This window comes from Bacillus cereus group sp. BfR-BA-01523, assembly GCF_022662615.1.
Lineage (GTDB): Bacteria > Bacillota > Bacilli > Bacillales > Bacillaceae_G > Bacillus_A > Bacillus_A mycoides.
Map to the genome: position 1 here is coordinate 806,401 of NZ_JAKUDX010000001.1, position 22,859 is coordinate 829,259.

Below are 22,859 nucleotides of genomic sequence, written 5' to 3' on the forward strand. Positions count from 1 at the left end.
ACCAGTAAATCATTCGTATTATATCATTTATTTTTAAACGCAAAAAAGGAACCTGATTAGGTCCCTTTCATCAGAGTTCTATGTTTTTCGAAGCATTTTCCTTTTGCTTCTCTTCTTCTTTTACTAGCTGCATATTTGCATAGGCTAAATTCGCAATCATTAAAAAGTGTCCACCCAATATTCCAGTACCGAATGCCCACATTTCCATTTCATGCTCAATTTCAAACATAATGATAGCCCCTAATATTGCGGCTGCAAATCGGTTTAGAACTCCTAATCCAGGAGCCTTTTCTTTCATCACGATACTTCTTCCTAATTTCTCCACTCTGCGAGCTAATAGCCAAAGACAATATGCGCTAACTGCTAAACCGATACCGAACCCTGTCACTTGTTTCCCAAACGGAGTAACCGCCCACATTAGTAGTAAACCACTAAAGATCGTATACAATTGTAATCGATATACACGTAAGGCTACTTGAATCAAAATATCCGCTCCTAATTTCACATTTTATTATGTGTCAGAAGAAAAGCAGCAACTTACACAGTTGCTGCTTTCTCTTGTTCTTGTTCATGATCCATTTTTTGAATTTCAACACGTTTAATTTGATAAGCATCTTTTTCTAACACTTTAAATTCATAGCCTTCTGCTTCAACGTATTGTCCTTCTTCGATTTCATGATTTTGCATCATAATCCATCCACCGATTGTATCCACATCGTCTTCTTCAATGTGTAATCCAAACAAATCTTTTACTTCTGAGATAAGCACTTTTCCATCAACAATTTTATGATACTCGTTCACATGTTGAATTGGTGGTGCTTCATCTTCATCATATTCATCACGAATTTCGCCGACGATTTCCTCCAATATATCTTCAAGCGTTACAATTCCAGCTGTTCCTCCGTACTCATCATATAAAACAGCCATTGGAATTCGCTTCTTCTGCATTTGCAGTAATAAATCATGAATTGGAGTCGTTTCCATAACTTCAATAATCGGACGCATATACGTGCGAATCGATGATAAATCTTCTTGATCGTTGTTCATATATCGAATAAAGAAATCTTTTACGTTGACCATACCGATAATATCATCTTTATCTTCTCCAAAAATCGGATAACGTGTGTATCGTTCATTTTGGATTACTTTCATGTGTTCTTCTACTGAATCTTCAAGATAGAAACCAACGATTTCTGTACGCGGTACCATTATCTCTTTCGCGATGCGATTATCAAATTCAAAGATATTATTTACATACTTGTATTCAGCTTGATTAATTTCGCCACTTTCATAGCTATCTGAAAGAATAAGACGTAATTCTTCTTCTGTATGAGCTACTTCATGTTCAGAAGCTGGTTTCAAACCGAATAAACCAGTTATAACACGAGCTGAACCGTTCAATACCCAAATAAATGGATACATGATTTTATAGAACATCATTAACGGAGTTGCCAATAACAACGTTACTTTTTCAGCCTTTTGAATTGCCAGCGTTTTCGGAGCTAATTCCCCTACTACAACGTGTAAATATGTCATTAGCATAAAAGCAAGACCAAAAGTTAATACTGATGAAATAGAAGGATTTATGTTCCATTTCTCAAATAACGGGTGTAATAACTTTTCGATTGTCGGTTCACCTAACCAACCTAATCCCATCGCTGTAACTGTAATACCTAATTGACAAGCAGATAAATATTCATCTAAATTTGTTGTTACCTTTTTCGCTGCTAATGCGCCGCGTTTCCCTTCCGCAACAAGCTGATCAATGCGACTTGAACGTACCTTAACAATCGCAAACTCTGCTGCTACGAAAAATCCAGTAAATGCGATTAAAATCGCAACCATGACTAAATTAAATATTTCCAATGAATCCCCTTAGTTAAAAAACTAAGGTGTCCACCTCCTGTATACTATAATGTTTTCTTATTTGTTCGTTAGAAAACATAGCCCGATACAAAAATTAAAGAGGTCGGATTTCACTTATTCTATAATAATAGAGCAAGTGTCTGTATTAAAGCTGTCGTTTGACCAGATAAAGATTTCGATATTTTTTCACGTTGTGAATCAGTCAATTCATCTAAAAGAGGCTTTAACTCTGTTAGTTCTGCTTCTAATCTATGAATATGGTCTGTCACTTCATTCACTTGTTTCGAAACGTGTTCATTGATACCGAGCAGCTTCTTCTTCTCCTCGATCTTCTCTTTAATCTCACAAAGCGGCATATGCATTTCTTTGCACTTCTCAATAAATTGTAATGTCTCAAATGCTGTTTCGTCGTAATAGCGATAATTAGATTGAGATCGCTCCGCTTTTAAGATACCTAGATTCGTATAATAATCAATCGTTCGTTTCGACACGTGAGCCATGAGAGCCAACTGTCCGATTCGATACACCTTCCCAACGATCTTCCCCCCTTGTTTATATTACTACCATCATACAATACATAAACTGTACAGTCAAACGTGACGGTTTGTTATTCATAATTTATACAAAATTTATCGTCTCATCTTATACAATCCAATCTATTAATTTAATTATATAATAAAATACTTAAATTCAAAAAACCAAAACGAACGAAATATAACTATGAAATTTCCCGTTCCTTTCTAATTTAAGTACATATCATAATAACATCGATATCAAATTCTTTTTATAATTAGGAGGAAAAAATGAAAGCTGTTATTCTTGCAGGTGGATACGGAACAAGGATTGGGGAAGAAACTCATTTAAAACCAAAACCTATGATTGAAATTGGAACAAAGCCTATTCTATGGCACATTATGAGTTTGTATAGTCATTACGGCATTACTGAGTTTATTATTTGCTTAGGCTATAAAGGATATGCAATTAAAGAATTCTTTCTAAATTACAACTTACACATGTCCGATTTCACGATACATTTAAGCGACAATACAATTACTAACCATTCTCATCGTATAGAACCATGGACAATTACACTGATTGATACCGGTCTAAATACCGAAACAGGTGGACGAGTTAAGAAAATACAAAATTTCGTCGGGGACGAACCTTTCTGCCTCACTTATGGCGATGGATTAAGTAATATAAATATAAAAGAACTCATGGCATTTCATAAAAAACACAGCAAAATAGCTACTGTTACTGCCGTACAACCTCCAGGCAGATTTGGTTCTCTCGTATTAGATAAACAGTCTGTAACATCCTTTCAAGAGAAGCCACTCGGGGATGGCGGATGGGTTAACGGTGGATTTTTCGTTTTAAATCCTGATATTTTCAATTACATTAGTGGAGATAAGTCTGTTTTTGAAACAGACACTTTAGTTCAGTTAGTAAACAAAAACGAATTGGCCGCATATCAACATACTGGTTTTTGGCATCCAATGGATACAGTGCGCGATAAAAATAAATTAGTCGAGCTATGGGAAAGTAATAACGCTCCGTGGAAGGTTTGGTAATATGGCTTCATCATCTTTTTGGAATAAGAAAAAAGTATTTATTACAGGACATACTGGCTTTAAAGGCTCATGGCTTACCCTTTTTTTAACTTCATTAGGTGCAGAAGTAGTTGGCTATTCTTCTCACCCCCCATCCATCCCTAACCTTTTTGAACAATGTAACGTATCAAAAGAGTGCATAACAATTAAAGGCGATATTACAGATTACGATTCTTTATCCCATGCCCTGAAACAACATAACCCTGACATACTATTTCATTTAGCAGCTCAGCCAATCGTCACCACTTCATACAAAAATCCTATCGAAACATTTAAAACGAATGTTTTAGGTACTGTTCACGTATTAGAAGCGGCAAAGCATATAGAAAGTATACGTGGCATCATTAATGTTACAAGTGATAAATGCTATGAAAATGACGGGAGCGGTAACCGGGCATTCGCGGAAACTGATCGACTAGGAGGTTTCGACCCTTATAGTGCTAGTAAAGCTTGTGCTGAACTAGTTGCAGCATCATATCAAAAATATTTTTTTCACACGAACACCCTTTCACTCGCCTCAGTAAGAGCAGGCAATGTCATCGGTGGTGGTGATTGGGCAGAAAATCGCTTATTCCCAGATATCATTCGTGCATATTTACAAGACCGTCCTTTAAGTATTCGAAACAAAAATGCTATCCGACCGTGGCAACATGTTTTGGATCCTTTACATGGATATATCCTTTTAGCTGAGAAACTTTGGAAGCATAAAGAGTATGCAGAAGCATGGAATTTCGGACCAATTAACGAGGCTAACAGAACCGTCCATGATGTCATTCAATCTGTAATAAAATTATGGAATAAACCATTAACAATACTTTCTCCCACTATAAATACTCCTTATGAATCACCTATTTTAACACTCGATAGTACAAAAGCAGTAAATAAACTGGACTGGACTCCTAAGCTATCCACAGAAAATGCTATCGCTTGGACCGTTGAATGGTACGAAAAATATGCATCCGGTGAAAATATAGAATCATTCACACGACAACAAATCGATGCATTCAAAAATTTATAAGGAGGCTATAAAATGGAACAAAAAAAATGCCGTTTTTGCCACTCATTGTTAAAAGATACTTTTATAGATTTAGGTGTTTCCCCTCTCGCTAACTCATTTGTAGCTCCAGAAAACTCATATAAAATGGAACCTTTTTATCCACTGCATACATTTGTTTGTAACTCTTGTTTACTTGTACAATTAGATGAATTTGAATCTCCGCACAACATTTTTCATGACTATTTATACTTCAGCTCTTACTCCTCGAGTTGGCTACTTCACGCCAAACAATATGTTGAAATGGCAATTAAGCGTTTCAACTTAACAAACCATTCGAAAGTAATTGAAATCGCAAGTAACGACGGATACTTATTACAATACTTTCAAAAAGAACAAATCGAAACGTTAGGAATTGAGCCAGCAAAAAATGTGGCGGAAATCGCTATCAAAAAAGGAATCCCTACTGAAGTGAATTTTTTCAGCAATGACTTAGCAAAAAAATTACCGCAAGCAGATTTAATCGTCGCAAATAACGTATTAGCACACGTACCGAACTTGCATGATTTTGTTGCCGGTTTAAAAACGTTATTAAAACAAGATGGCACGATAACAATTGAATTCCCGCACTTATTAAACCTCATATCCTTTAAACAGTTTGATACTATTTACCATGAGCACTTCTCCTATTTCTCACTTATAAGTCTTCAAAAAGTTTTAGCTTATCATCATTTACAAATTGTCGATGTAGAAGAACTTTCAACGCACGGTGGTTCCTTGCGTGTTTTTGTAAACCATCATAGTGACTCATCCACTATTCATTCTAGTGTTACAAACTTAATCCAAAAAGAAGTAGATTACGGGCTAGATACATTAGATTGCTATCTCCTTTTTTCTAAACGCATCGAACAATTGAAAATAAATATTTTAAAGTTTTGTATCGAAGCAAAAGCTTTAAACAAACAAATTATCGGTTACGGTGCTCCAGCTAAAGGAAACACCCTTTTAAATTATTGCGGGATAGGCAAAGAATTTCTAGCTTATACAGTAGATAAAAACCCTCACAAACAAAACCTCCTTCTACCAGGAACCCGCATACCAATAAAATCTCCAGAAGAAATTAAACGTACAAAACCTGATTACATTCTCATATTCCCTTGGAATTTGAAAGATGAAATTATGAAAGAATGCTCTTTCATTCGTGAATGGGGGGGCAAATTTTTAGTAACAATTCCAGAAGTTGAGGTACTTGAGCCATGAAAAAAATCCTTGTAACAGGCGGTAGTGGATGGATTGGTAAATATGTTGTAAATTCTCTTATACAAAAGGGCTATGAGGTGCACGCCACTTACAATACAAATAAGCCTTCTCACCTTTCTTGCCATTGGCATAAAGTAAACTTACTTTGCGATGAAGAAGTAAAAAAACTCATTTACGACATTAAACCTAGTCATCTCATTCATTTAGCTTGGGAAGCAGTGCCGCCAGCGTGTTATGTATCTATTAATAATTACTATTGGCTTACGTGCAGTATCTCATTGATTCAACACTTCACATCATGCGGTGGAAAGCGAGTCATTGTTGCAGGTACTGGCGCAGAGTATGAATGGTTTAACGGCGTATTATTTGAAGATTCACCGCTTCTTTCCTATAAAACCCCGTATTCATTATGTAAAAACACACTACATTCCTGGCTACAATCATACGCTGGGCAAACCAGCCTCAGCGTATGTTGGGGACGAATTTTTCATATGTATGGCCCTCACGAACAAGAAAATCGGCTCGTTTCTAACATTATCACTTCTTTATTAAAAAATGAGGAAGCACTATGTACACATGGAAAACAATCAAGAGATTTCCTCCATGTGGGTGACGTCGCTGATGCTCTCGTAACAGTATTAGAACGCAATGTTACAGGCACAATCAATATCGCTTCTGGTCAATCTATACAAATTAAAGAATTAGCTTCTATTATTGCTAAAAAGTTAGGAAAAGAACATTTAATTAAACTAGGTGCGATTCCTTTCTCTAAATATGAACCTTTATTCGTCGGCGTTAATGTAGAGCGTTTAAAAACTGAAGTAAACTGGAAACCAACATACGATCTAAATACTGGGATCGAAGAAACAATTTTATGGTGGGAATCATTTATAAAAAAGCATAACGATACGCACTACTAAAACGCAGATCCTTTGCTCCTCCCGCTAGTTCTCTATACCATGCTTCTAATTTTTCAGGTGTAATAATATGATGCGTTCCCATTCCCCCATGCTTACTAGCTTCAGAAAGAGTCGGACCAATTTGTAATTTTCTCTTTCTCATCGCATCGTTCCACGGACTAAATCCAAACCATAATATGCAAGCAAGAGGCGGATAAATCATAGATTCATGCGCGGATAAATGTCTTCCAACCGTATAACTTCCGTGTTCATGATTATGAATAAATCTACCTCTTCTCCATAACGCCCAATCTTCTGGTAAATAACCGTGAAATCGCTGTTTCATTAAAGGTATTCCAAAGTTAAGGTCCGGATAATTATAGTTAAGATTATCGACCATAATAAGCCCTTCCAGCCAATACATCCTCCCTCCCAATTCATTTAGTGATTTCCAAAACTGATTCTTATCTTGCACACAAAGAAACTCAGTCGTATTTAAAATCATTTTCCAACCTTCTACTTCTTGTTCCGCCCTCATCACTTCATGATCTGTCGCTATTGCATCAAACTCTGGATTTGTAGAATCTCGCACTTCCCAATGCGGTGCGAATTTTTTACAAATTTCAACCGAACGATCTGTAGAACCTTTATTAATTAAAATACCATGATCAAACAGTTTCGTATGATGCACAAGCCACCACGGCAATAAATACTCTTCGTTATAAAAATGGGAAATAACGGTTGTAGTAATGTAAATCTCCTCCTCTTTCTCTATTAATCTACTTTTTCATCCTACTCTTAATATACTTATCAGTTATGTAATTGGTTTCTTTTATTTTTAAAATATGTTTTTCTACCATATACTATGCTTTCTTCGACAACCACCATTTTCTAAAGAATCAACTCCGTACAATTAACATCCAAATAAACTGAAAATTAAGTTATAATATCATTATAAAATTATGAAGGAGGAATGCGCTCATGTACTACAACACTTCATTCGAAAACGATCAACCTGTAGGCCGTCTATAATCTAAGACGGGCATTCATATAACAAGTGCACAATGCCTCGTCTTAGGGAATAAATCATAACCCTAAAAATAGACGGAGGTCATTCAAATGAAACAAACCATTTTAGGAGCTATATGTTTATCACTAGCAGCAAGTATTTGGGGCGGTATGTACGTCGTTAGTAAATACGTACTCGACTTTATTCCGCCACTTACACTCGTTTGGCTACGTTTTATTATCGCTTTTGTTGTTTTATATGTGATTTTGAAAACAACTGAAAAAAAGCAAAAGAAAAAAGTACCCATTCACAAAAAAGATTGGCTATTATTTGCTTGGATTGGATTCATCGGGTATTTCATTTCAATCACATGTCAATTTATCGGAACGAAATTATCCGATGCTCATACAGGCTCCTTAGTGACATCAGCTACACCTGCATTTATGGTTATATTTGCAGCGTTCATTTTAAAAGAGAAACTAACTACTCGTAGACTTTTATCAACTATAATAGCGACAATCGGTGTCATTATCGTTATCGGATGGGATATTGAAATCGGCTCCTATTTTATCGGTACAATCATTTTAGTTGGGGCCGCTATTACGTGGGCTTTACTGTCCATTTATGTAAAAATCGCTTCAGCTCGATTTTCATCTTTAATTATTACAACGTACGCAATATTTTTTTCACTCTTTTTCATTACACCTTTTATGGTATGGGAATTCCAAACAAACCCTATTGAACATATGAACATGTATGTAGTATTAGGCGTACTCTATTTAGGAATCTTCTCAACCGCAGGTGCATTTTTTCTTTGGAATAAAGGGTTAGAATTAATGGATGCTAGCATCGGTTCATTATTTTTCTTCTTTCAACCGATCGTAGGATCATTACTTGGCTGGCTCCTGTTAAATGAGACGTTAAACAGTAACTTTTTCATTGGTGGTATCCTTATTATATGCAGTGTTATAATTACTACTTTTGAAAAGCAAAAATAGTATAAAAAAAAACAGGCAGAAACTTAGTCTCTGCCTGTTCGCATAATTGGGTCTTGGTCGTGAAAACCGATGCAAATTGGTATATTACTTTGTAATCCACTGCATGCACTTATAAAACTACACACCGTTCTTGCGATTAAATATAAAGTAATACCTACAGCCTTTTTATCTGAATCAAAGCCATTTTCACCATAAATATCAGCTAACTCTCCTAAAGATGGTCCTTCTATTTCATCCGTCCAATCACTTGCCCAATCCTCATCTTCTTCTTCAAAAAACATATAATCGTCACAAATATAAAACTGACTATCCCACTCATTATCAAGATCATACTCAAAATAAATCGCCTTTGCTTCTTCACTTTCAGCAATTTCTAACGCTTCTTTCAAACCTATCCTCATACTTTCCTTGTATGAATCTAATGGAATCAATTTAATGCGCTCCGCATCCTCACTTGACGCTAGTGTGCGACAAATATCATAATACTTCAATTCTATTTGAGATACTGATAACAAAAATACATCTTCCTGCATTTCCTCTAAATACTGAAAAATATCCACACTATTACAACTCCCTACACTTTACACAGTCCAATGTGCTGGACGAGACAACACTTTCGGTAATTTCGTATGTTTGTCCCCTTTCGCCGCATTAATTTGAACTTGCGTAAGAAAAATACTATTTGTAAAATCTGCCCCGCGAATATCTGCATCTCGCAAATCTGCTCCGATGAGATCGGCTCCCCTTAAATTTGCATCTCGTAAATTAGCCGCAATAAGATACACCCCTCTTAAATTTGCTCCTTGTAAATCTTTCTTTTTCAGATTCGCTCCCATAAGGTCTGCTCCGCGGTGACTGATTCGTTTTTTACGTGCATCATTCATTTCTTTCCAAACTAATTCACTCGTCTCTAAAAGGAGAATGTTCACTTCTGCACGGTGTAATGGCACATTTACTTCCATTAACTCATCTGGACTTAAATTAGAAAGACGCTCAGTCTCTTCAATTGCTTCCTTCAGCTCTTTATGAATTGTCTGCGTCGCCTTTAATAGAATAGCCTCATTCAAATACCACAGCATTTCATGAAGCTGATGCATAACCGGAAAAGCATCATACATTTCTCTCGCATGCTCGGCATCTTTCCGCCAATCAATTCCTTTAAACGTAACTTGAGAAATCTTTTGTCCAGCACCGAAACATTCAAATACTGTACAACCTTTATACCCTTTTCCTCTAAGATCTCTATGTATACTACATTTATAATCTGATTGTAAATTTGTACAAGGTTTACCACCATCTTTATTCACCGCAAAATCTACTGATGCCGCAAACGGTAATGCCACACAACATAATCCAAAACATTTTTCACAATCCGCTTTTAAACTACTGTAATTTACATCCTCTTCTACACGAAAATAGTCGTTATTATTAGTCAAAATATATACCCCCTGTCGTCTTTTGACTATTTCATAATATTCCAACTGCACTAAATAATCAATTTAAAAACAAATGGACCTATTTCATTGCAAACAACAACATAATACATCTATTTCTTTTCATTTAAAAAGGACACCCACTACAATAGTAATTATAATTAAATTACGAACTTTCAAATAATAAGGAGGATTACGATGGCATTAGAAATGAAAACAAACTGTCAAATTTGCGATCATTCCCTTCAGCCCGATTCTGAAGCATACATATGCGTGTATGAATGTACATTTTGTGCACCATGTACAGAGGAAAGACAAAACGTTTGCCCGAATTGTGGCGGCGAACTAGTACGTAGGCCGAAGAAGAAATAGAAAAAAGCAAAGCGATATCGCTTTGCTTTTTTCTGTTTTTGGGGTATATAGAAATTCTACCAATCATAAATTAAACATTTAAAAACTTAACACAAATAGGCTCTGGTACAACAACATCAGATTGTAACAGTGTTAACTTCCCTGTCGTTTCATTTCTTGAAAATAGCACAAGATTATGTGACTTTTCATTTGTAGCAATAAGAAATTTTCCAGTAGGATCTAACACAAAGTCCCTCGGCCAATTTCCTTCTGTAGATGTATGTTCCACAAATGTAAGCCGACCTGAATTTTGATCCACACTGAAAACAGCAATACTATTATGACCACGATTCGCTACATATACAAAACGGCCATCAGAAGAAATATGAATAGCACTTCCTTGACTATTTCCATCAATCTCTTCTGGAACAGTAGAAATATACTGCAACTCTGTAAAAGACCCTTCTTCCGGATGATATGTTAACACAATGACTTCCGAACTAAGTTCAGTCATCACATAAGCGTACTTTCCGTCCGGGTGAAAAGTAATATGCCTTGGACCGCTTCCTGGGTTCACAGACAAGCTATTCACTTCTTTTAATGTACTATCTTTTATTCCATACGTAATTATTTTATCAATCCCTAAATCAACACCTACCACATATTTTTCATCAGGAGTATACCCCGCGTAATGTGCATGTGGTTTTTCTTGTCTTTCTTTATTTGGACCTGAACCTTCATGTGCCATAATAGATGCAGTAGGATTTACAGTTCCATTTTCTTCATCTACTTCAAAAGACTCAATCGTTCCTTTATGGTAATTTGCTGTAACTACCGTATGGTTTCCACTATCCACACTAATATGACAAGGAGAAGCCCCTACTACTACTTGTCTATTTTGTTCCTCTAGCTCTCCAGTATGACTATTAATCGAATAAGCAGCTACACCACCAGCTTCTCCTTCCTTTACAACAGAATAGAGATATTGATTACTTTTGCTAATCGTTACATATGTAGGGTTATCCAGCTTAGCCGCAAGTGTTACATTACTAACTTTTTGCGCTTCCGTATTTAAAGTAAAAGTATATATTCCTTCACTATTTTCTTTCGTGTAAGTTCCAACATATCCAATAAACTCTTTGTTATCCGTCATTTTCATAACCCTCTCCCTATAGTTTTTGTTCATCACACTTCTTACTAAGCAACCTAAAACTATTATTCATTGAAAGAGTATCCTAAAAAATCAGAGTACCTCTTTATACGCTACCATATTTTTCTGCCAAATAGCCTCTAAACCCACTTTTTCTGAAAAGTTGCTATACTTTCATATTCTTCTTCCAAGTGACGGGCCAAACGAATATAGATCGGTGTTAAATCTTTATATTTCTCCACACTTTCCATGTTTGGCTCATGATAAAAATTGGCACCTACCATATTAGAAACTACATGTAATGTATCTACTTCACCTAAGCTATATAAACCGAGGATTGCCGCTCCTAGGCAAGAACTTTCGAAACTTTCAGGAACGTATACGTCTTGATGAAAAATATCCGCCATCATCTGTCTCCAAAGTTCTGACCTTGCAAAACCACCTGTCGCTTGAATTTTTTTCGGTTCGCCAATTAGTTCTTTTAACGCAAGAAGAACTGTATACAAGTTATAAATGATCCCCTCTAAAACAGCACGTATAAGATGCTCTTTCTTATGATGTAGTCCAAGCCCAAAGAAAGATCCCCGCGCATTCGCATTCCATAAAGGAGCTCTTTCGCCTGCTAAATATGGATGAAATAATAAACCGTCAGATCCAGGATTCACTTTTGCCGCTATTTCCGTAAGCACTTCATATGGATCTTTTCCTAAACGCTTCCCATGCTCAACTTCTAACGTACATAATTGGTCGCGAACCCACCTAAAAATCATACCACCATTATTAACCGGTCCACCAATTACCCAAAGGTCCTCAGTTAACGCATAACAAAAAGTCCTACCTTTCGGATCCGTTACAGGATGATTTGTGACAACTCGCACTGCACCGCTCGTACCAATTGTAATAGCAACTACTCCAGGTTCTATTGCATTTACACCTAAATTCGATAGTACCCCATCACTCGCACCGATTATAAAAGGAGTAGCAACAAGTACATTCATCTCTCTTGCAAGTTCTTCATTTATCCCTATTAAACTGTGCGTCGTTGGAACAACTGTAGATAACTTTTCATCGGTAATTCCTGCAACACGAAGAGCTTCCTCATCCCATTTTAAAGATTTCAAATTGAACATTCCTGTTGCTGATGCAATAGAATAATCAATTACATATTCCTTAAATAACTTATAGAAAACATACTCTTTAATAGAGATGAATTTATAGCTTTTTGCAAACAACTCATCATATTCATTCTTAAGCCAAACTAATTTCGAAAGTGGTGACATAGGATGGAGTGGTGTTCCAGTACGAAGGTAAATTTCATGACCATTCATATCATTCTTTATTTTTTCTGCCCAGCTGGCGCTTCTATTATCTACCCAAGTGATACATCTCGTTAACGGCTTCCCTGCTTCGTCTACAGCAATGACACTATGCATTGCCGAACTAAAAGAAACACAAAGAATATCAACTGGCTGCACATTACTTGATTGTATAGTTTCTTTAATCGTATGTATGACCGCTTGAAAAATCTCTTCTGGATCTTGTTCTGCTGTTTCTGGTGCGGGAGAATATAAAGGATATTCAATCCCATGACTTGCAATAACTGATCCATCAATCGAAAACAAAACTGATTTTGTACTAGTTGTCCCAATATCTACACCAATCATATATTTCGAGCTCACTATGTAACCCCTTTCAAATTATTCCTATAACAAAAGAGCACCATGATGTATACAAAAAAGACGCTCCCTTATGAGAGCTACGTTTTAATAAGCTTCTCTCTCATAAGGAGGTCCTTTTCATAACTATAGTGCTATTTTGAAAAGTGAAATCTTCATTTCATTATAACTTAGGCGCTTTCGCCCAATCCGCAGCAAACTTTTCAATACCTTGATCTGTTAGTGGATGCATAGCAAGTTGTTCAATGACTTTATAAGGAATTGTTGCAATGTGAGCACCTGCCATCGCTACACGAGTGACATGGTCTGGGTGTCTGACAGAAGCCGCAATAATTTGTGTATCTAATTGATGAACATCGAATAATTCAGCAATTTTAGCAACTAATAATACGCCATCTTCAGAAATATCATCTAAGCGACCTAAAAATGGAGAAACGTACGTTGCACCTGCTCGGGCAGCTAAAAGAGCTTGGTTCACAGTGAAAATAAGTGTAACGTTCGTTTTCACACCTTTTTCTGTAAGATAGCGACAAGCTTCTAATCCTGCTAATGTCATCGGAAGTTTTATCGTGATGTTTTTATCGCCACCGTTAATTTTAATTAGTTCTTCTGCTTGGGAGATCATTTCTTCAGCTGCAACAACATCTGGAGTTACTTCTGCCGAAACAGATTCAACGTTAGGTACTGCCTGACAAATTTCTGCAATACGGTCTTCAAACTTAATGCCCTCTTTCGCTACTAAAGAAGGATTCGTTGTAACGCCAGCTAAAACCCCTAGTTTATATGCCTTTTTTATGTCCTCAAGATTTGCAGTATCGATAAAAAACTTCATGATTCATTCCCTCCATTTTTTAAACGCTAACGAGTTATAATTTTAAAATGTTTATTTCTTTTCTACTGCATGTCCGCCAAATTCATTGCGCAGAGCTGCTACAACTTTTCCTGTAAACGTATCATTGTCTAATGAGCGGTAGCGCATTAATAAAGACATCGCGATAACAGGAGTTGCTGTTTGAAGGTCTAATGCTGTTTCTACTGTCCATTTCCCTTCACCAGAAGAATGCATAACGCCCTTAATTTCATCCAGTTTTGCATCTTTAGAAAATGCATTTTCAGTTAATTCCATTAACCAAGAGCGAATGACTGAACCGTTGTTCCATACTTTTGATACTTTTTCATAATCGTAGTCAAATTCACTCTTCTCTAAAACCTCAAATCCTTCACCAATAGCAGCCATCATTCCGTATTCAATTCCGTTGTGAATCATTTTTAAAAAGTGACCACTACCAGCTTTGCCAGCATATAAGTATCCATTTTCTACAGCTGTATCTCGGAAGATAGGTTCAACGATGTCCCAAGCTTCTTGGTCTCCTCCGATCATGTAACAAGCACCATTTCGAGCACCTTCCATTCCGCCAGAAGTTCCTGCATCCATAAAGTGAATGCCATCTGTCTTTAGTTGCTCATATCGGCGAATAGACTCTTTATAATGTGAATTCCCAGCTTCAATTAAAATATCTCCTTTTGATAACAACGGTGTAACCTCATTAATAACAGAATCAACAACAGCGTGCGGAACCATTACCCAAAGAATTCTTGGTGATTCCAATGATTGAACGAGTTCGCTTAAACTAGATACACCTGTAGCACCATACTCTTTCATTTCTTCCACCGCACTCGTATTTAAATCGAATGCAGCTACTTCATGTTTATGATCCATTAAATTCTTCCCTAAATTTAATCCCATTTTACCTAAACCAATTAATCCTACTCTCATAATATAATTCCTCCTTGAATTACCTTTCATCATAAATACATGTTAATAAAATGATGAATATCTTTTTTCATATTGCTTTACTTATAAGAATGTACTTATTTTTTCAATCCTTCATCTAACCACCATTTAAATTCACTTTCTTGTAATAGAGCATGAGCAGCATCCGGACCATACGAGCCAGACTCATATTCATGAAGAGGTAACAAATTTTCTTCGAATGCTTCAAGTATTGGCTGCACCCACTCCCACGACAACTCAACTTCTCTCCAATGTGCAAAGAATGTAGAATCTCCGCATACAGCATCATAGATAAGCCTTTCGTAGGCTTCAGGTATTCCCACTCCTGTTTGCTCACAAGTAAAATGAATACGGATCGGTTCAAGCTCTCCATTGTTCAATGGATTTTTACTATTTAATTGGAGTGAAACATTTTCATTTGGGCTAATTTCAATGATTAACAAATTAGGCTCTGCATTTGGATTACTATCTTGATATTGCTGTTTTAATGTATTTTTAAACTCAATTACAATACGAGTAGACTTTTCTTTCATTCTTTTTCCTGTTCGTATATAAAAGGGAACGTCAGTCCAAAATGGGTTATCGATCCATAGGCGAGCCGCAACAAATGTATCTGTTTGAGAAGAAGGATTTACTCCTGGCTCCTCCCTATACGCTACAACTTGTTGTCCTTTTATCTCCCCTGAAGCATATTGCCCGCGAACGATATGGTTCTGAACGTCTTCTTTTTTCACTTTACGAAGAGTCTCCATCACTTTTCGTTTTTCCTCACGAATTTCACATGCATTAATTTTTTCCGGCAAATTCATAGCAGTCATCATTAATATTTGCAACATATGATTTTGAACCATATCGCGAATGGCTCCTGCATGATCATAATATCCTGCCCTTTCTTCTACCCCAACCGTTTCACTAGCTGTTATTTGTACATTCGCAATATGTTCTTTATTCCAAATCGATTGGAGAACAGGATTTGCAAATTCAAGTGCTTCAATATTTTGAATCATCGGTTTACCTAAATAATGATCAATACGGTATATTTCGTCTTCTTCAAACGTTCGGCTAAGCTTATCATTCAGCTCTCGGGCAGATTTAAGGTCATGACCAAACGGTTTTTCAATCATCAGGCGCTTCCATCCATCCGTTTTATCAAGTCCACTTTCTTTAATATTTAAAGCAATTGTCTCAAAGAAGTCCGGAGTAACTGAAAGGTAGAACATTCTATTCCCTTGTATATTTTGTTCTTCTTCCCTTTCACGAACTACTTGTAATAACCTTTTATAATCTTCTGGCTTATTCACATCTAACGGACAATAACGAAAATACTCTAAAAAATCTTCTATTTTCGGAGTACCTTCTTCTCTGCGACGAGAAAAAGTTTCTATGGATTCTTTTATTCTTTTTTGAAAATCTAAATGAGATACTTCACGCCTTCCAAGCCCAATAACGGATATTCGCTTTGGAAGCTTTTGATCTCTATATAAGTTATATAGCGCGGGGTAAATTTTTCTTTTAGCTAAATCCCCTGTTGCTCCAAATAAAACAAAGGTCATTGATTCCAATTTCAGTCCCCCCTCGTGATGTATAGTCATTGTCACTATAGTAAAAATGCATTGTACAGAAGCTACTATTATTGTTGATCCAATCTTATTTCTTAACTTCTAATTTTTTATAGTTGTCGCTTTCTAATTGTCCCCAATATTAATAGTGGCAATTCAAAGCATTTTTACCACATTCTACTTACCTACCGTAACTTATATAAAATAACTTAATTATTAAAAGTAATTAAGTTATTTTATGTGTATCATATTAACTACATAGATTATAATCGTCAAGCAAAGTGTTTCGAATTGAAGATTTTTTATTTCATAATATCTTTAAATGGTTGTTTACTAGGAAAACGTTGCCCCTTAGAATCCACGCTACATTCTCTTTGTACTTTTTAGGGATATCATCTCCCTGTCCATTTCCTTAAATAAATAATAAAAAGGCAAAAACGAACAGGAATATGTTCATTTTCGCCTTTTTATTTAACCTTTAAAATTACTTCTATTATTGATTTAAATGATTTTTAACTGCTCTTATAACCAATTCATGATCTACTTCTGGTGGTAATCCTGAGACTGTTATCATCCCAATAACCCCTACATTTTTTATTTGGATAGGAAAGCATCCACCAAACGCAGCATATTCCGAGCCATCTAAACGGTATTTTTCATGATATGGAACTCCGCTTATCTCACTTTCTATCTGCATATAATACGAGCTATGATTATGCAGGGAAACGACCCGTTTTTTACGCTCAATCCATTTCGTATTTTCCTCAGTTGTCCCTGTCATCTTGAAATGAAATAATTGCACACCATTTTTTGCTATATCAACAGCAATCAATTTCCCCTCTCGCTTTGCTGTTTCAACGATAAATAAACCTAATTGCAAGGCATCTTCATTTGTAAAAGAGGAAAATTGAAGTGTTTCCTCCTCTATTAATATTTGTTTACTTATTTCACTCAAATTTGAAGTACTCATATCTTTAACCTCCCTAATTGTCTTATACCACATTGGCACTTTTTAGAATTACCAGACTCTATAGTACTGTAACGCTTGTTTGCTTCTTAATGGTGCTATTATGAATTATATTTAACACTTTAAAAATGTATGTACTTTAAAGTGCTACAGGTACTAAACATTTAGTACAGGAACCGTCTACTTCTGTGATTAATTAAAATATATTAAGTTGGTTGCATTTTTGCAGTGCTACAATGCTCTTGCGAAAAGATACTATATTTTACTTATGTGAATACAAAAAAAGCAAAGCGCTCACGCTTTGCTTCTTACAGAATCTCTTTTAACTTTTCACAAATTAACTTCGCTAAATATTCATAACCTTGTGGTCCGAAGTGTAAACCGTCTTTTTCATCATCTTCTACAAATCTCTTATAATCCTTTTCTTGAATCATTTCAGCGTACAAATTTAGAAAATGACTTCCTGTTTCTTTCGCCACTTCCTCAACCACATTTGCATATTGACCGAGTACTTCATTCGTTCTATTATGTTGCCTTGCTTCATCAACCGGTGCAGGACTAATAAGTAATACTTTTTCTGATGAAATCGTACTTACAATTTCCTCTAAATTTTCTTTGTAAGATTGTAATGGCACTGGATCAAATAACACCGAATCATTCGTACCGATAAAAACTGTTACAAAGTCTGGTTCATGCGATAAAACATCCTCTTCAATCCTTTGTAGTGCATCGAGCGTATTATCACCCGGAACACCTGCATTAACCACTTTCCAATTTGGAAACATCTCTTGCAAACGTGGTGTTAACCTCGGCGTTCCATCAAAAAATGTTTCATCAGCTGTAATACTATCGCCAAAGCATACTAACGTTTTCATTAATCTAGCACTCCTTTTACGTATGAAACAGCTTTCCTTCTATCGCTTTCACATATCTTTCCGCAGAACGTTCAACTGCCTCATTTGCATTTTCTTTTACTACTCGGTGAAAGGCGTTATATAGACGATTAAATTGTAACGGCTTCACTCGATTCGCCATCTCTTCCACTTTCCTTGCTGGTAGTGGAATTAAGTTCGGATAACTATACATGAAACTCACCCACTGTTGGTCCGCTACAACTTGAATAATATCACCTGTTAATAATATACCTTTCCCATCATTTCCTTCTTCCCAATGTAATACAGAACCGCCACTAAAATGCCCTCCGAGACGATGCACAGTAATTCCATCTGCTAATTGTAAAGACTCACCAGTCCAATAAATAATACGACTACTCGGGCGCATACCCCACTCTTTATCGTCTTCATGTATATAAATTGGTACATCGAACGTTTCTGCCCATTCTACTTGCGTTGAATAATAATGCGGATGCGACAGTGCAATCGCATCTAATCCGCCCCACTCTTTTATCTTCTCAATCGTCGTTTCATCTAAATAAGTAATACAATCCCACAGCAAACGATATGACTCTGTTTTTACTACAAATGCCGTCTGACCGATCGCAAATTCTGGTTTTGTCGTAATACTATAAAGCCCATTTTCTTCTTCTATAATTTCATTTTTATATGTATCACTCGTTTGCAAGTTTTCTAAAGTTGTCCATGACTGCCCTTTCGGATTAACATATTGTCTCTCCTCATCACAAATAACACAACTTACCGGTTCTTCCACACTCGCTGCATACTGTACTCCACACGTTGTACAAACGAAATTATTCATAGTTATTCCCCTATCCCTTTAATTTTTTATTAAGCTGATATTTGTTGATCGTTTTCTGCTTTTTTATTTTCAAGTGATACGCTTATAAGAGTAATAAAGTAGACAACTGTAACCGCCATAGGAATTACAATAAATCCTTTTTCCGCAAAAAGAATCCCACATACTGACGTTACTAATACAGTTCCTATTGATAAAAAACCATAACTTTTACTTTCATAAATCCATACATATGGTAAAAAATGAACACCTATTAACATCGCTACTACAAAAGGTAACCACTCCGGAAATTGAAAATATGCAAGTAATACAAACGGGATATTCAATACATTTATCCCACCAATTATTCCAGCTAAAGTCCCTAGCGGATTTCCTTTCGCAAACATATCAATTTTCAATATAGCAGCTATCATTAAGCCACAAGGAAATACACAACCCATACCAATTAAATACACCCACACAACTTGTTTTTCTGAAAGAAGAATACCCGTTACACTCGCTACAATCCAAAACAAAATACCAGCTACTATAACAGGAATTCCCCTCTTCGTTCTTTGTGCTAAATCTCGTTTTGCTTCTGTTATGTTCATTTCACTATCTCCCCCAAACTATTTGTACTATAAAGCCGGATCAATTTCGTTCATCCAATAACGCCAAGCTACTAAGTAATCTTCTAAATCTTTTGGGTGGTGTCTCAAACATGTATCTATACGCAAATATAAACCTATGACTATTTCCTCATATAAATCTCGTTCTTTTTTATGAAATACACATTGTTTCATCACATAATCAATCGTTTCTTTCGTTAAATCTTCCGGAGTTGAACAAAATGCATAAATTAAATCATATATAGGATCTCCTAGCACTGGTAATGGATCAATTACTCCATACAGCTCATTCTCTTGGAATATAAAATTATGAAATCCGAAATCGCCATGTAATAAAAATGGCTGATTTACTCCGGCTTCCCTATTTGCTAGTTTAAGAACAATTCTATAATCTTCCTCACTTATGTAACGTCTTACATTTTCATAAGCTTCCATCACATTTGCCGTTAAAAATTCATTCCAAGATTGAACCGGACTTTCTTTCCATCCCCAGCCTTCTGCCCCTGGAACCATTTTATACTTATTGATAACTTCTTTTACAAGTGTACGAAGCGTACTTCGTTTATATCCTTGTTTACACGAAGTATTACCTTCAAGGAAAGAATACACGAAATATGTATGTAAAGGTTCCTTATACAAAAGCTTTGAAAATAAACTATTCTCCTCATAAAATGAGAGAAAATTAGCTTCTTCACGTATTACTTCCGCTTCATTCAGCTTTACTACATATTTTTCGTCCAACAAATATACAGTACTTGTCGTTCCTCCGTTCAACGCTTTTACGCTATTTGGATCATGTGAAATAACTTTCTCCTTAACTAGTTGTGCAGCAATTATTGAAATGTCCATTCTCTCACCCTTTAATTCCGAAGATTCCCTCAATTAAAAAGACAACTTTACTATTATTTGACAAACGAATAGGAAACCCCTTCCAAAATCTTAATATAACAAAAAATCATTTACTTTTATATTTCAAAAATAAGGAAATACTAACAACAACGTTACATACATATAGGAGGACAATATGAAACCTGAATTTTTAAAAGCTATACATGAAGCGATTGGAAATGTTGAGCATATTCATATAGAAGAAAGTGGTGCAGATAGTTTACTCATTCATCACGATGATGCACAGCAATTAAAACAAGTTGCTGAAACGTTAGAAAACAATAATTTCCGCTCTGCTTTAAGAACAACTGGAGATGCTTCGTATATTGAAGTGTTGAATAGATAATGAAGGTCTGGATGTATTCCGGGCTTTCTTTTTTTATCCCGCTATTTGCCGTGCAGTAAGACCTCCACCTCAAAATTCAGCGGAAGCAAAGAAGTTAGGTTGGGGATGAACAAAACCCCCACTGATTAAAGTTTCACTTTATATTGAAACTTCAAACTCTTTCACATACACCGCTGTTCCTGCAATATCTATTTGTAACTTTTCATTCTCTACATCTTTCGTTACATAAACCATTACACGACCATCTTTATTTATTTCCTGTCCTTGCTCAACGATTAACTCCAATTCATGGTCAAAATCTTTCTCCAAATACGTCGCATAATACGCTCCCATTACACCTGAAGCTGTTCCTGTCACTGGATCTTCAATCGTTCCAGAATAAGGTGATGAAAAATGACGACCGTGCATTTGCACCTGTTCATCATAAGTTTCTAGACAAACTGGATGGATAGAAGCCTTAGGTATTTCTTTTAATACCGATGGAAACGCCTCATTTTTAGGTTTCATTCTTTCACATGCATCTAGATTTTTAATCGGTACAATTACAGTCCAGTTCCCCGTACTTCCATATACAATTGGTACACTTGCATCTAAATCAGTTACTTCTAACCCGATACTATGAGCTAATTCTTCTTTTGAACCTGCAAAATCTTTAAACTGAGGTGCTGCCTGCCTCATTTTAATAAAGGTTTCTCCATTTTCATTTGCACCTATTTGTATTGGTAAAATACCTGCCTTCGTTTCAATCGTAAGGTTTGTTTTTTCTTCTAATAAACCTCTTTCAAGCAAGGCATATATAGTTCCAACTGTCCCATGACCACATAAATCCATTTCAAACCCTGGTGTAAAATAGCGCATTCTTATATCTGCTACTTCTGAAGAAAGAACGAAAGATGTTTCGTTAAATCCAACTTTTTCAGCAATACGCTGCATGTCCTCTTCCGTTAATCCATCCGCCTCTAATACAATACCTGCTGGATTTCCCATATTTGGTTTATTCGTAAATGCGTCGTAATGAAATACGTTTATAGTCTTCATTTTTTATCCCCTTATTTGTTCGTTTCATTATTTTTATAATAAATAAGAAAATCTGCCCACTTACCATTCCCCATAGAAAATGCCTCTCTCGTACATTCAAATGAAAAACCAGCTCTTTCTGCAAGACGAATAGATGGCTCATTATCGATATGTATATGTAATTCGATTCTATGAAATTGAAGGCCATTAAAAAATAACGGCAGCGCAGCTATTACACTTTCTGCTCCGTATCCATTTTTCCAATGTTGATTATGAATAGAGTAACCCATCATTGCCCATTGATAGTCCATACGTAAAATTTTTATAAGTTCTAGCTTTCCAATATTGGCGCCATCTTCTTTCTGAAAAATACCTAACACATACATTTCATCCCGTCGTGCCGCCTCATCAAATCCTCTTATCCATTCCGTAAACCACTCTTTCGTTGAAGACGACATGTCATGATAGCCATCATCGTATTTATATTGAGATGGTAACCTCTTATTGAATCCATCTAACCAACTTTCATAATCCTCTTTTTTAAATGGACGAATAATCAGTCTCTCTGTCTCTACTTGTAATAGTGGCAGCTTCATTTATATCTCTTCCTTTAATTGTTAATTGAATATTCTTTATTATCTTACACAAAATACAAAATCTAGTAAATCATTATGTTCTTTATAAACAAAAATCCAGTTATGCTTTTTACATAACTGGATT

25 protein-coding genes are annotated in these 22,859 nt (G+C 35.9%); 7 read left to right on the forward strand and 18 right to left on the reverse strand.

The features are described 5' to 3' along the window. Positions 1-70 precede the first annotated feature (70 nt). The 3 genes from MR066_RS04115 to MR066_RS04125 form a co-directional block, all read right to left on the reverse strand. A complete protein-coding gene (locus MR066_RS04115; RefSeq protein ID WP_002084378.1) occupies positions 71-484 on the reverse strand; it encodes an ATP synthase subunit I in 414 nt (137 codons plus the stop codon). A gap of 53 nt (positions 485-537) precedes the next feature. Further along, entirely contained in the window at positions 538-1,866 is a 1,329-nt protein-coding gene (locus MR066_RS04120) for a hemolysin family protein (RefSeq protein ID WP_016091821.1), read from the reverse strand. 119 nt (positions 1,867-1,985) lie between these two features. Beyond that, positions 1,986-2,393: a MerR family transcriptional regulator gene (locus MR066_RS04125; protein WP_025149265.1), complete on the reverse strand. Its 408-nt coding sequence runs from the start codon at positions 2,391-2,393 to the stop codon at positions 1,986-1,988. Positions 2,394-2,669: 276 nt separating this feature from the next. Between MR066_RS04125 and rfbF the strand changes: the two genes are divergently transcribed. From rfbF to MR066_RS04145, 4 genes are read left to right on the forward strand one after another with little or no spacing between them, the layout of a single operon-like run. Continuing rightward, positions 2,670-3,437 (forward strand): glucose-1-phosphate cytidylyltransferase, encoded by a 768-nt coding sequence (gene rfbF / locus MR066_RS04130; RefSeq protein ID WP_219303175.1) that lies wholly within the window; start codon positions 2,670-2,672, stop codon positions 3,435-3,437. 1 nt (position 3,438) lies between these two features. Beyond that, a complete protein-coding gene (gene rfbG, locus MR066_RS04135) occupies positions 3,439-4,494 on the forward strand; it encodes a CDP-glucose 4,6-dehydratase (protein ID WP_242246058.1) in 1,056 nt (351 codons plus the stop codon). A gap of 12 nt (positions 4,495-4,506) precedes the next feature. After that, a complete protein-coding gene (locus tag MR066_RS04140) occupies positions 4,507-5,730 on the forward strand; it encodes a class I SAM-dependent methyltransferase (protein WP_242246059.1) in 1,224 nt (407 codons plus the stop codon). Continuing rightward, the gene (locus MR066_RS04145) at positions 5,727-6,650 is read left to right on the forward strand and encodes an NAD-dependent epimerase/dehydratase family protein (RefSeq protein ID WP_242246060.1); all 924 of its coding nucleotides are present in this window, start codon (positions 5,727-5,729) and stop codon (positions 6,648-6,650) included. The genes MR066_RS04140 and MR066_RS04145 overlap by 4 nt, the downstream gene beginning before the upstream one ends. Here MR066_RS04145 and MR066_RS04150 read toward each other — a convergent pair. Further along, positions 6,619-7,404 carry a glycosyltransferase family 2 protein gene (locus MR066_RS04150; protein WP_242246101.1) on the reverse strand — a complete coding sequence of 262 codons (786 nt, stop codon included), beginning with the start codon at positions 7,402-7,404 and terminating at the stop codon, positions 6,619-6,621. The two genes, MR066_RS04145 and MR066_RS04150, sit on opposite strands and share 32 nt — an antisense overlap. A 344-nt stretch (positions 7,405-7,748) precedes the next feature. On the opposite strand from MR066_RS04150, the gene MR066_RS04155 reads away from it, so the two are divergent. Then, positions 7,749-8,636 carry a DMT family transporter gene (locus MR066_RS04155; protein WP_242246061.1) on the forward strand — a complete coding sequence of 296 codons (888 nt, stop codon included), beginning with the start codon at positions 7,749-7,751 and terminating at the stop codon, positions 8,634-8,636. 23 nt (positions 8,637-8,659) lie between these two features. Here the strand turns inward: MR066_RS04155 and MR066_RS04160 are convergent, their stop codons facing one another. Together MR066_RS04160 and MR066_RS04165 are read right to left on the reverse strand one after the other, a co-directional pair. Next, on the reverse strand, positions 8,660-9,196 hold the full coding sequence (locus tag MR066_RS04160; RefSeq protein ID WP_242246062.1) for a hypothetical protein: 537 nt from the start codon (positions 9,194-9,196) through the stop codon (positions 8,660-8,662). A 21-nt stretch (positions 9,197-9,217) separates the two neighbouring features. Further along, positions 9,218-10,072, reverse strand: a complete 855-nt coding sequence (locus MR066_RS04165; RefSeq protein WP_242246063.1) for a pentapeptide repeat-containing protein — start codon at positions 10,070-10,072, stop codon at positions 9,218-9,220. A 195-nt stretch (positions 10,073-10,267) separates the two neighbouring features. On the opposite strand from MR066_RS04165, the gene MR066_RS04170 reads away from it, so the two are divergent. Next, positions 10,268-10,441 carry a DUF1272 domain-containing protein gene (locus tag MR066_RS04170; protein WP_001162783.1) on the forward strand — a complete coding sequence of 58 codons (174 nt, stop codon included), beginning with the start codon at positions 10,268-10,270 and terminating at the stop codon, positions 10,439-10,441. A gap of 70 nt (positions 10,442-10,511) precedes the next feature. Here the strand turns inward: MR066_RS04170 and MR066_RS04175 are convergent, their stop codons facing one another. From MR066_RS04175 to MR066_RS04220, 10 genes are all read right to left on the reverse strand, one after another. Beyond that, on the reverse strand, positions 10,512-11,573 hold the full coding sequence (locus MR066_RS04175) for a lactonase family protein (RefSeq protein ID WP_242246102.1): 1,062 nt from the start codon (positions 11,571-11,573) through the stop codon (positions 10,512-10,514). Between the two features lie 137 nt (positions 11,574-11,710). Beyond that, positions 11,711-13,252, reverse strand: a complete 1,542-nt coding sequence (gene gntK / locus MR066_RS04180) for a gluconokinase (protein ID WP_242246103.1) — start codon at positions 13,250-13,252, stop codon at positions 11,711-11,713. Positions 13,253-13,409: 157 nt separating this feature from the next. Further along, the gene (gene fsa, locus MR066_RS04185) at positions 13,410-14,078 is read right to left on the reverse strand and encodes a fructose-6-phosphate aldolase (RefSeq protein ID WP_000667685.1); all 669 of its coding nucleotides are present in this window, start codon (positions 14,076-14,078) and stop codon (positions 13,410-13,412) included. 51 nt (positions 14,079-14,129) lie between these two features. After that, positions 14,130-15,023, reverse strand: coding sequence for a phosphogluconate dehydrogenase (NAD(+)-dependent, decarboxylating) (gene gnd / locus MR066_RS04190; protein ID WP_002033317.1), 894 nt, complete (start codon positions 15,021-15,023; stop codon positions 14,130-14,132). A gap of 95 nt (positions 15,024-15,118) precedes the next feature. After that, entirely contained in the window at positions 15,119-16,603 is a 1,485-nt protein-coding gene (zwf, locus tag MR066_RS04195) for a glucose-6-phosphate dehydrogenase (protein ID WP_242246064.1), read from the reverse strand. A 490-nt stretch (positions 16,604-17,093) separates the two neighbouring features. Next, positions 17,094-17,570: a heme-degrading domain-containing protein gene (locus tag MR066_RS04200; RefSeq protein WP_002199830.1), complete on the reverse strand. Its 477-nt coding sequence runs from the start codon at positions 17,568-17,570 to the stop codon at positions 17,094-17,096. 305 nt (positions 17,571-17,875) lie between these two features. Then, positions 17,876-18,442: an SGNH/GDSL hydrolase family protein gene (locus tag MR066_RS04205; protein WP_242246065.1), complete on the reverse strand. Its 567-nt coding sequence runs from the start codon at positions 18,440-18,442 to the stop codon at positions 17,876-17,878. A gap of 16 nt (positions 18,443-18,458) precedes the next feature. Next, entirely contained in the window at positions 18,459-19,283 is an 825-nt protein-coding gene (locus tag MR066_RS04210; protein WP_242246066.1) for an MBL fold metallo-hydrolase, read from the reverse strand. A gap of 29 nt (positions 19,284-19,312) precedes the next feature. Beyond that, positions 19,313-19,870 carry a DUF7010 family protein gene (locus MR066_RS04215; protein ID WP_242246067.1) on the reverse strand — a complete coding sequence of 186 codons (558 nt, stop codon included), beginning with the start codon at positions 19,868-19,870 and terminating at the stop codon, positions 19,313-19,315. A gap of 27 nt (positions 19,871-19,897) precedes the next feature. Next, positions 19,898-20,737 (reverse strand): phosphotransferase, encoded by an 840-nt coding sequence (locus MR066_RS04220; RefSeq protein ID WP_242246068.1) that lies wholly within the window; start codon positions 20,735-20,737, stop codon positions 19,898-19,900. A gap of 175 nt (positions 20,738-20,912) precedes the next feature. Between MR066_RS04220 and MR066_RS04225 the strand changes: the two genes are divergently transcribed. After that, positions 20,913-21,122: a hypothetical protein gene (locus tag MR066_RS04225; RefSeq protein ID WP_242246069.1), complete on the forward strand. Its 210-nt coding sequence runs from the start codon at positions 20,913-20,915 to the stop codon at positions 21,120-21,122. Between the two features lie 138 nt (positions 21,123-21,260). Here the strand turns inward: MR066_RS04225 and MR066_RS04230 are convergent, their stop codons facing one another. Beyond that, positions 21,261-22,160, reverse strand: a complete 900-nt coding sequence (locus MR066_RS04230) for a PhzF family phenazine biosynthesis isomerase (protein WP_242246070.1) — start codon at positions 22,158-22,160, stop codon at positions 21,261-21,263. Between the two features lie 11 nt (positions 22,161-22,171). After that, positions 22,172-22,735 (reverse strand): GNAT family N-acetyltransferase, encoded by a 564-nt coding sequence (locus tag MR066_RS04235; protein WP_242246071.1) that lies wholly within the window; start codon positions 22,733-22,735, stop codon positions 22,172-22,174. Between the last annotated feature and the right edge of the window lie 124 nt (positions 22,736-22,859).

Excerpts from the sequence above, each read along its gene's own strand:
- rfbF (WP_219303175.1), top strand. The coding sequence starts at position 2,670 with ATGAAAGCTGTTATTCTTGCAGGTGGATACGGAACAAGGATTGGGGAA.
- rfbG (WP_242246058.1), top strand. The coding sequence starts at position 3,439 with ATGGCTTCATCATCTTTTTGGAATAAGAAAAAAGTATTTATTACAGGA.
- MR066_RS04140 (WP_242246059.1), top strand. The coding sequence starts at position 4,507 with ATGGAACAAAAAAAATGCCGTTTTTGCCACTCATTGTTAAAAGATACT.
- MR066_RS04145 (WP_242246060.1), top strand. The coding sequence starts at position 5,727 with ATGAAAAAAATCCTTGTAACAGGCGGTAGTGGATGGATTGGTAAATAT.
- MR066_RS04155 (WP_242246061.1), top strand. The coding sequence starts at position 7,749 with ATGAAACAAACCATTTTAGGAGCTATATGTTTATCACTAGCAGCAAGT.
- MR066_RS04170 (WP_001162783.1), top strand. The coding sequence starts at position 10,268 with ATGGCATTAGAAATGAAAACAAACTGTCAAATTTGCGATCATTCCCTT.
- MR066_RS04175 (WP_242246102.1), bottom strand. The coding sequence starts at position 11,573 with ATGACGGATAACAAAGAGTTTATTGGATATGTTGGAACTTACACGAAA.
- fsa (WP_000667685.1), bottom strand. The coding sequence starts at position 14,078 with ATGAAGTTTTTTATCGATACTGCAAATCTTGAGGACATAAAAAAGGCA.
- gnd (WP_002033317.1), bottom strand. The coding sequence starts at position 15,023 with ATGAGAGTAGGATTAATTGGTTTAGGTAAAATGGGATTAAATTTAGGG.
- MR066_RS04200 (WP_002199830.1), bottom strand. The coding sequence starts at position 17,570 with ATGAGTACTTCAAATTTGAGTGAAATAAGTAAACAAATATTAATAGAG.
- MR066_RS04205 (WP_242246065.1), bottom strand. The coding sequence starts at position 18,442 with ATGAAAACGTTAGTATGCTTTGGCGATAGTATTACAGCTGATGAAACA.
- MR066_RS04210 (WP_242246066.1), bottom strand. The coding sequence starts at position 19,283 with ATGAATAATTTCGTTTGTACAACGTGTGGAGTACAGTATGCAGCGAGT.
- MR066_RS04215 (WP_242246067.1), bottom strand. The coding sequence starts at position 19,870 with ATGAACATAACAGAAGCAAAACGAGATTTAGCACAAAGAACGAAGAGG.
- MR066_RS04220 (WP_242246068.1), bottom strand. The coding sequence starts at position 20,737 with ATGGACATTTCAATAATTGCTGCACAACTAGTTAAGGAGAAAGTTATT.
- MR066_RS04225 (WP_242246069.1), top strand. The coding sequence starts at position 20,913 with ATGAAACCTGAATTTTTAAAAGCTATACATGAAGCGATTGGAAATGTT.
- MR066_RS04230 (WP_242246070.1), bottom strand. The coding sequence starts at position 22,160 with ATGAAGACTATAAACGTATTTCATTACGACGCATTTACGAATAAACCA.
- MR066_RS04235 (WP_242246071.1), bottom strand. The coding sequence starts at position 22,735 with ATGAAGCTGCCACTATTACAAGTAGAGACAGAGAGACTGATTATTCGT.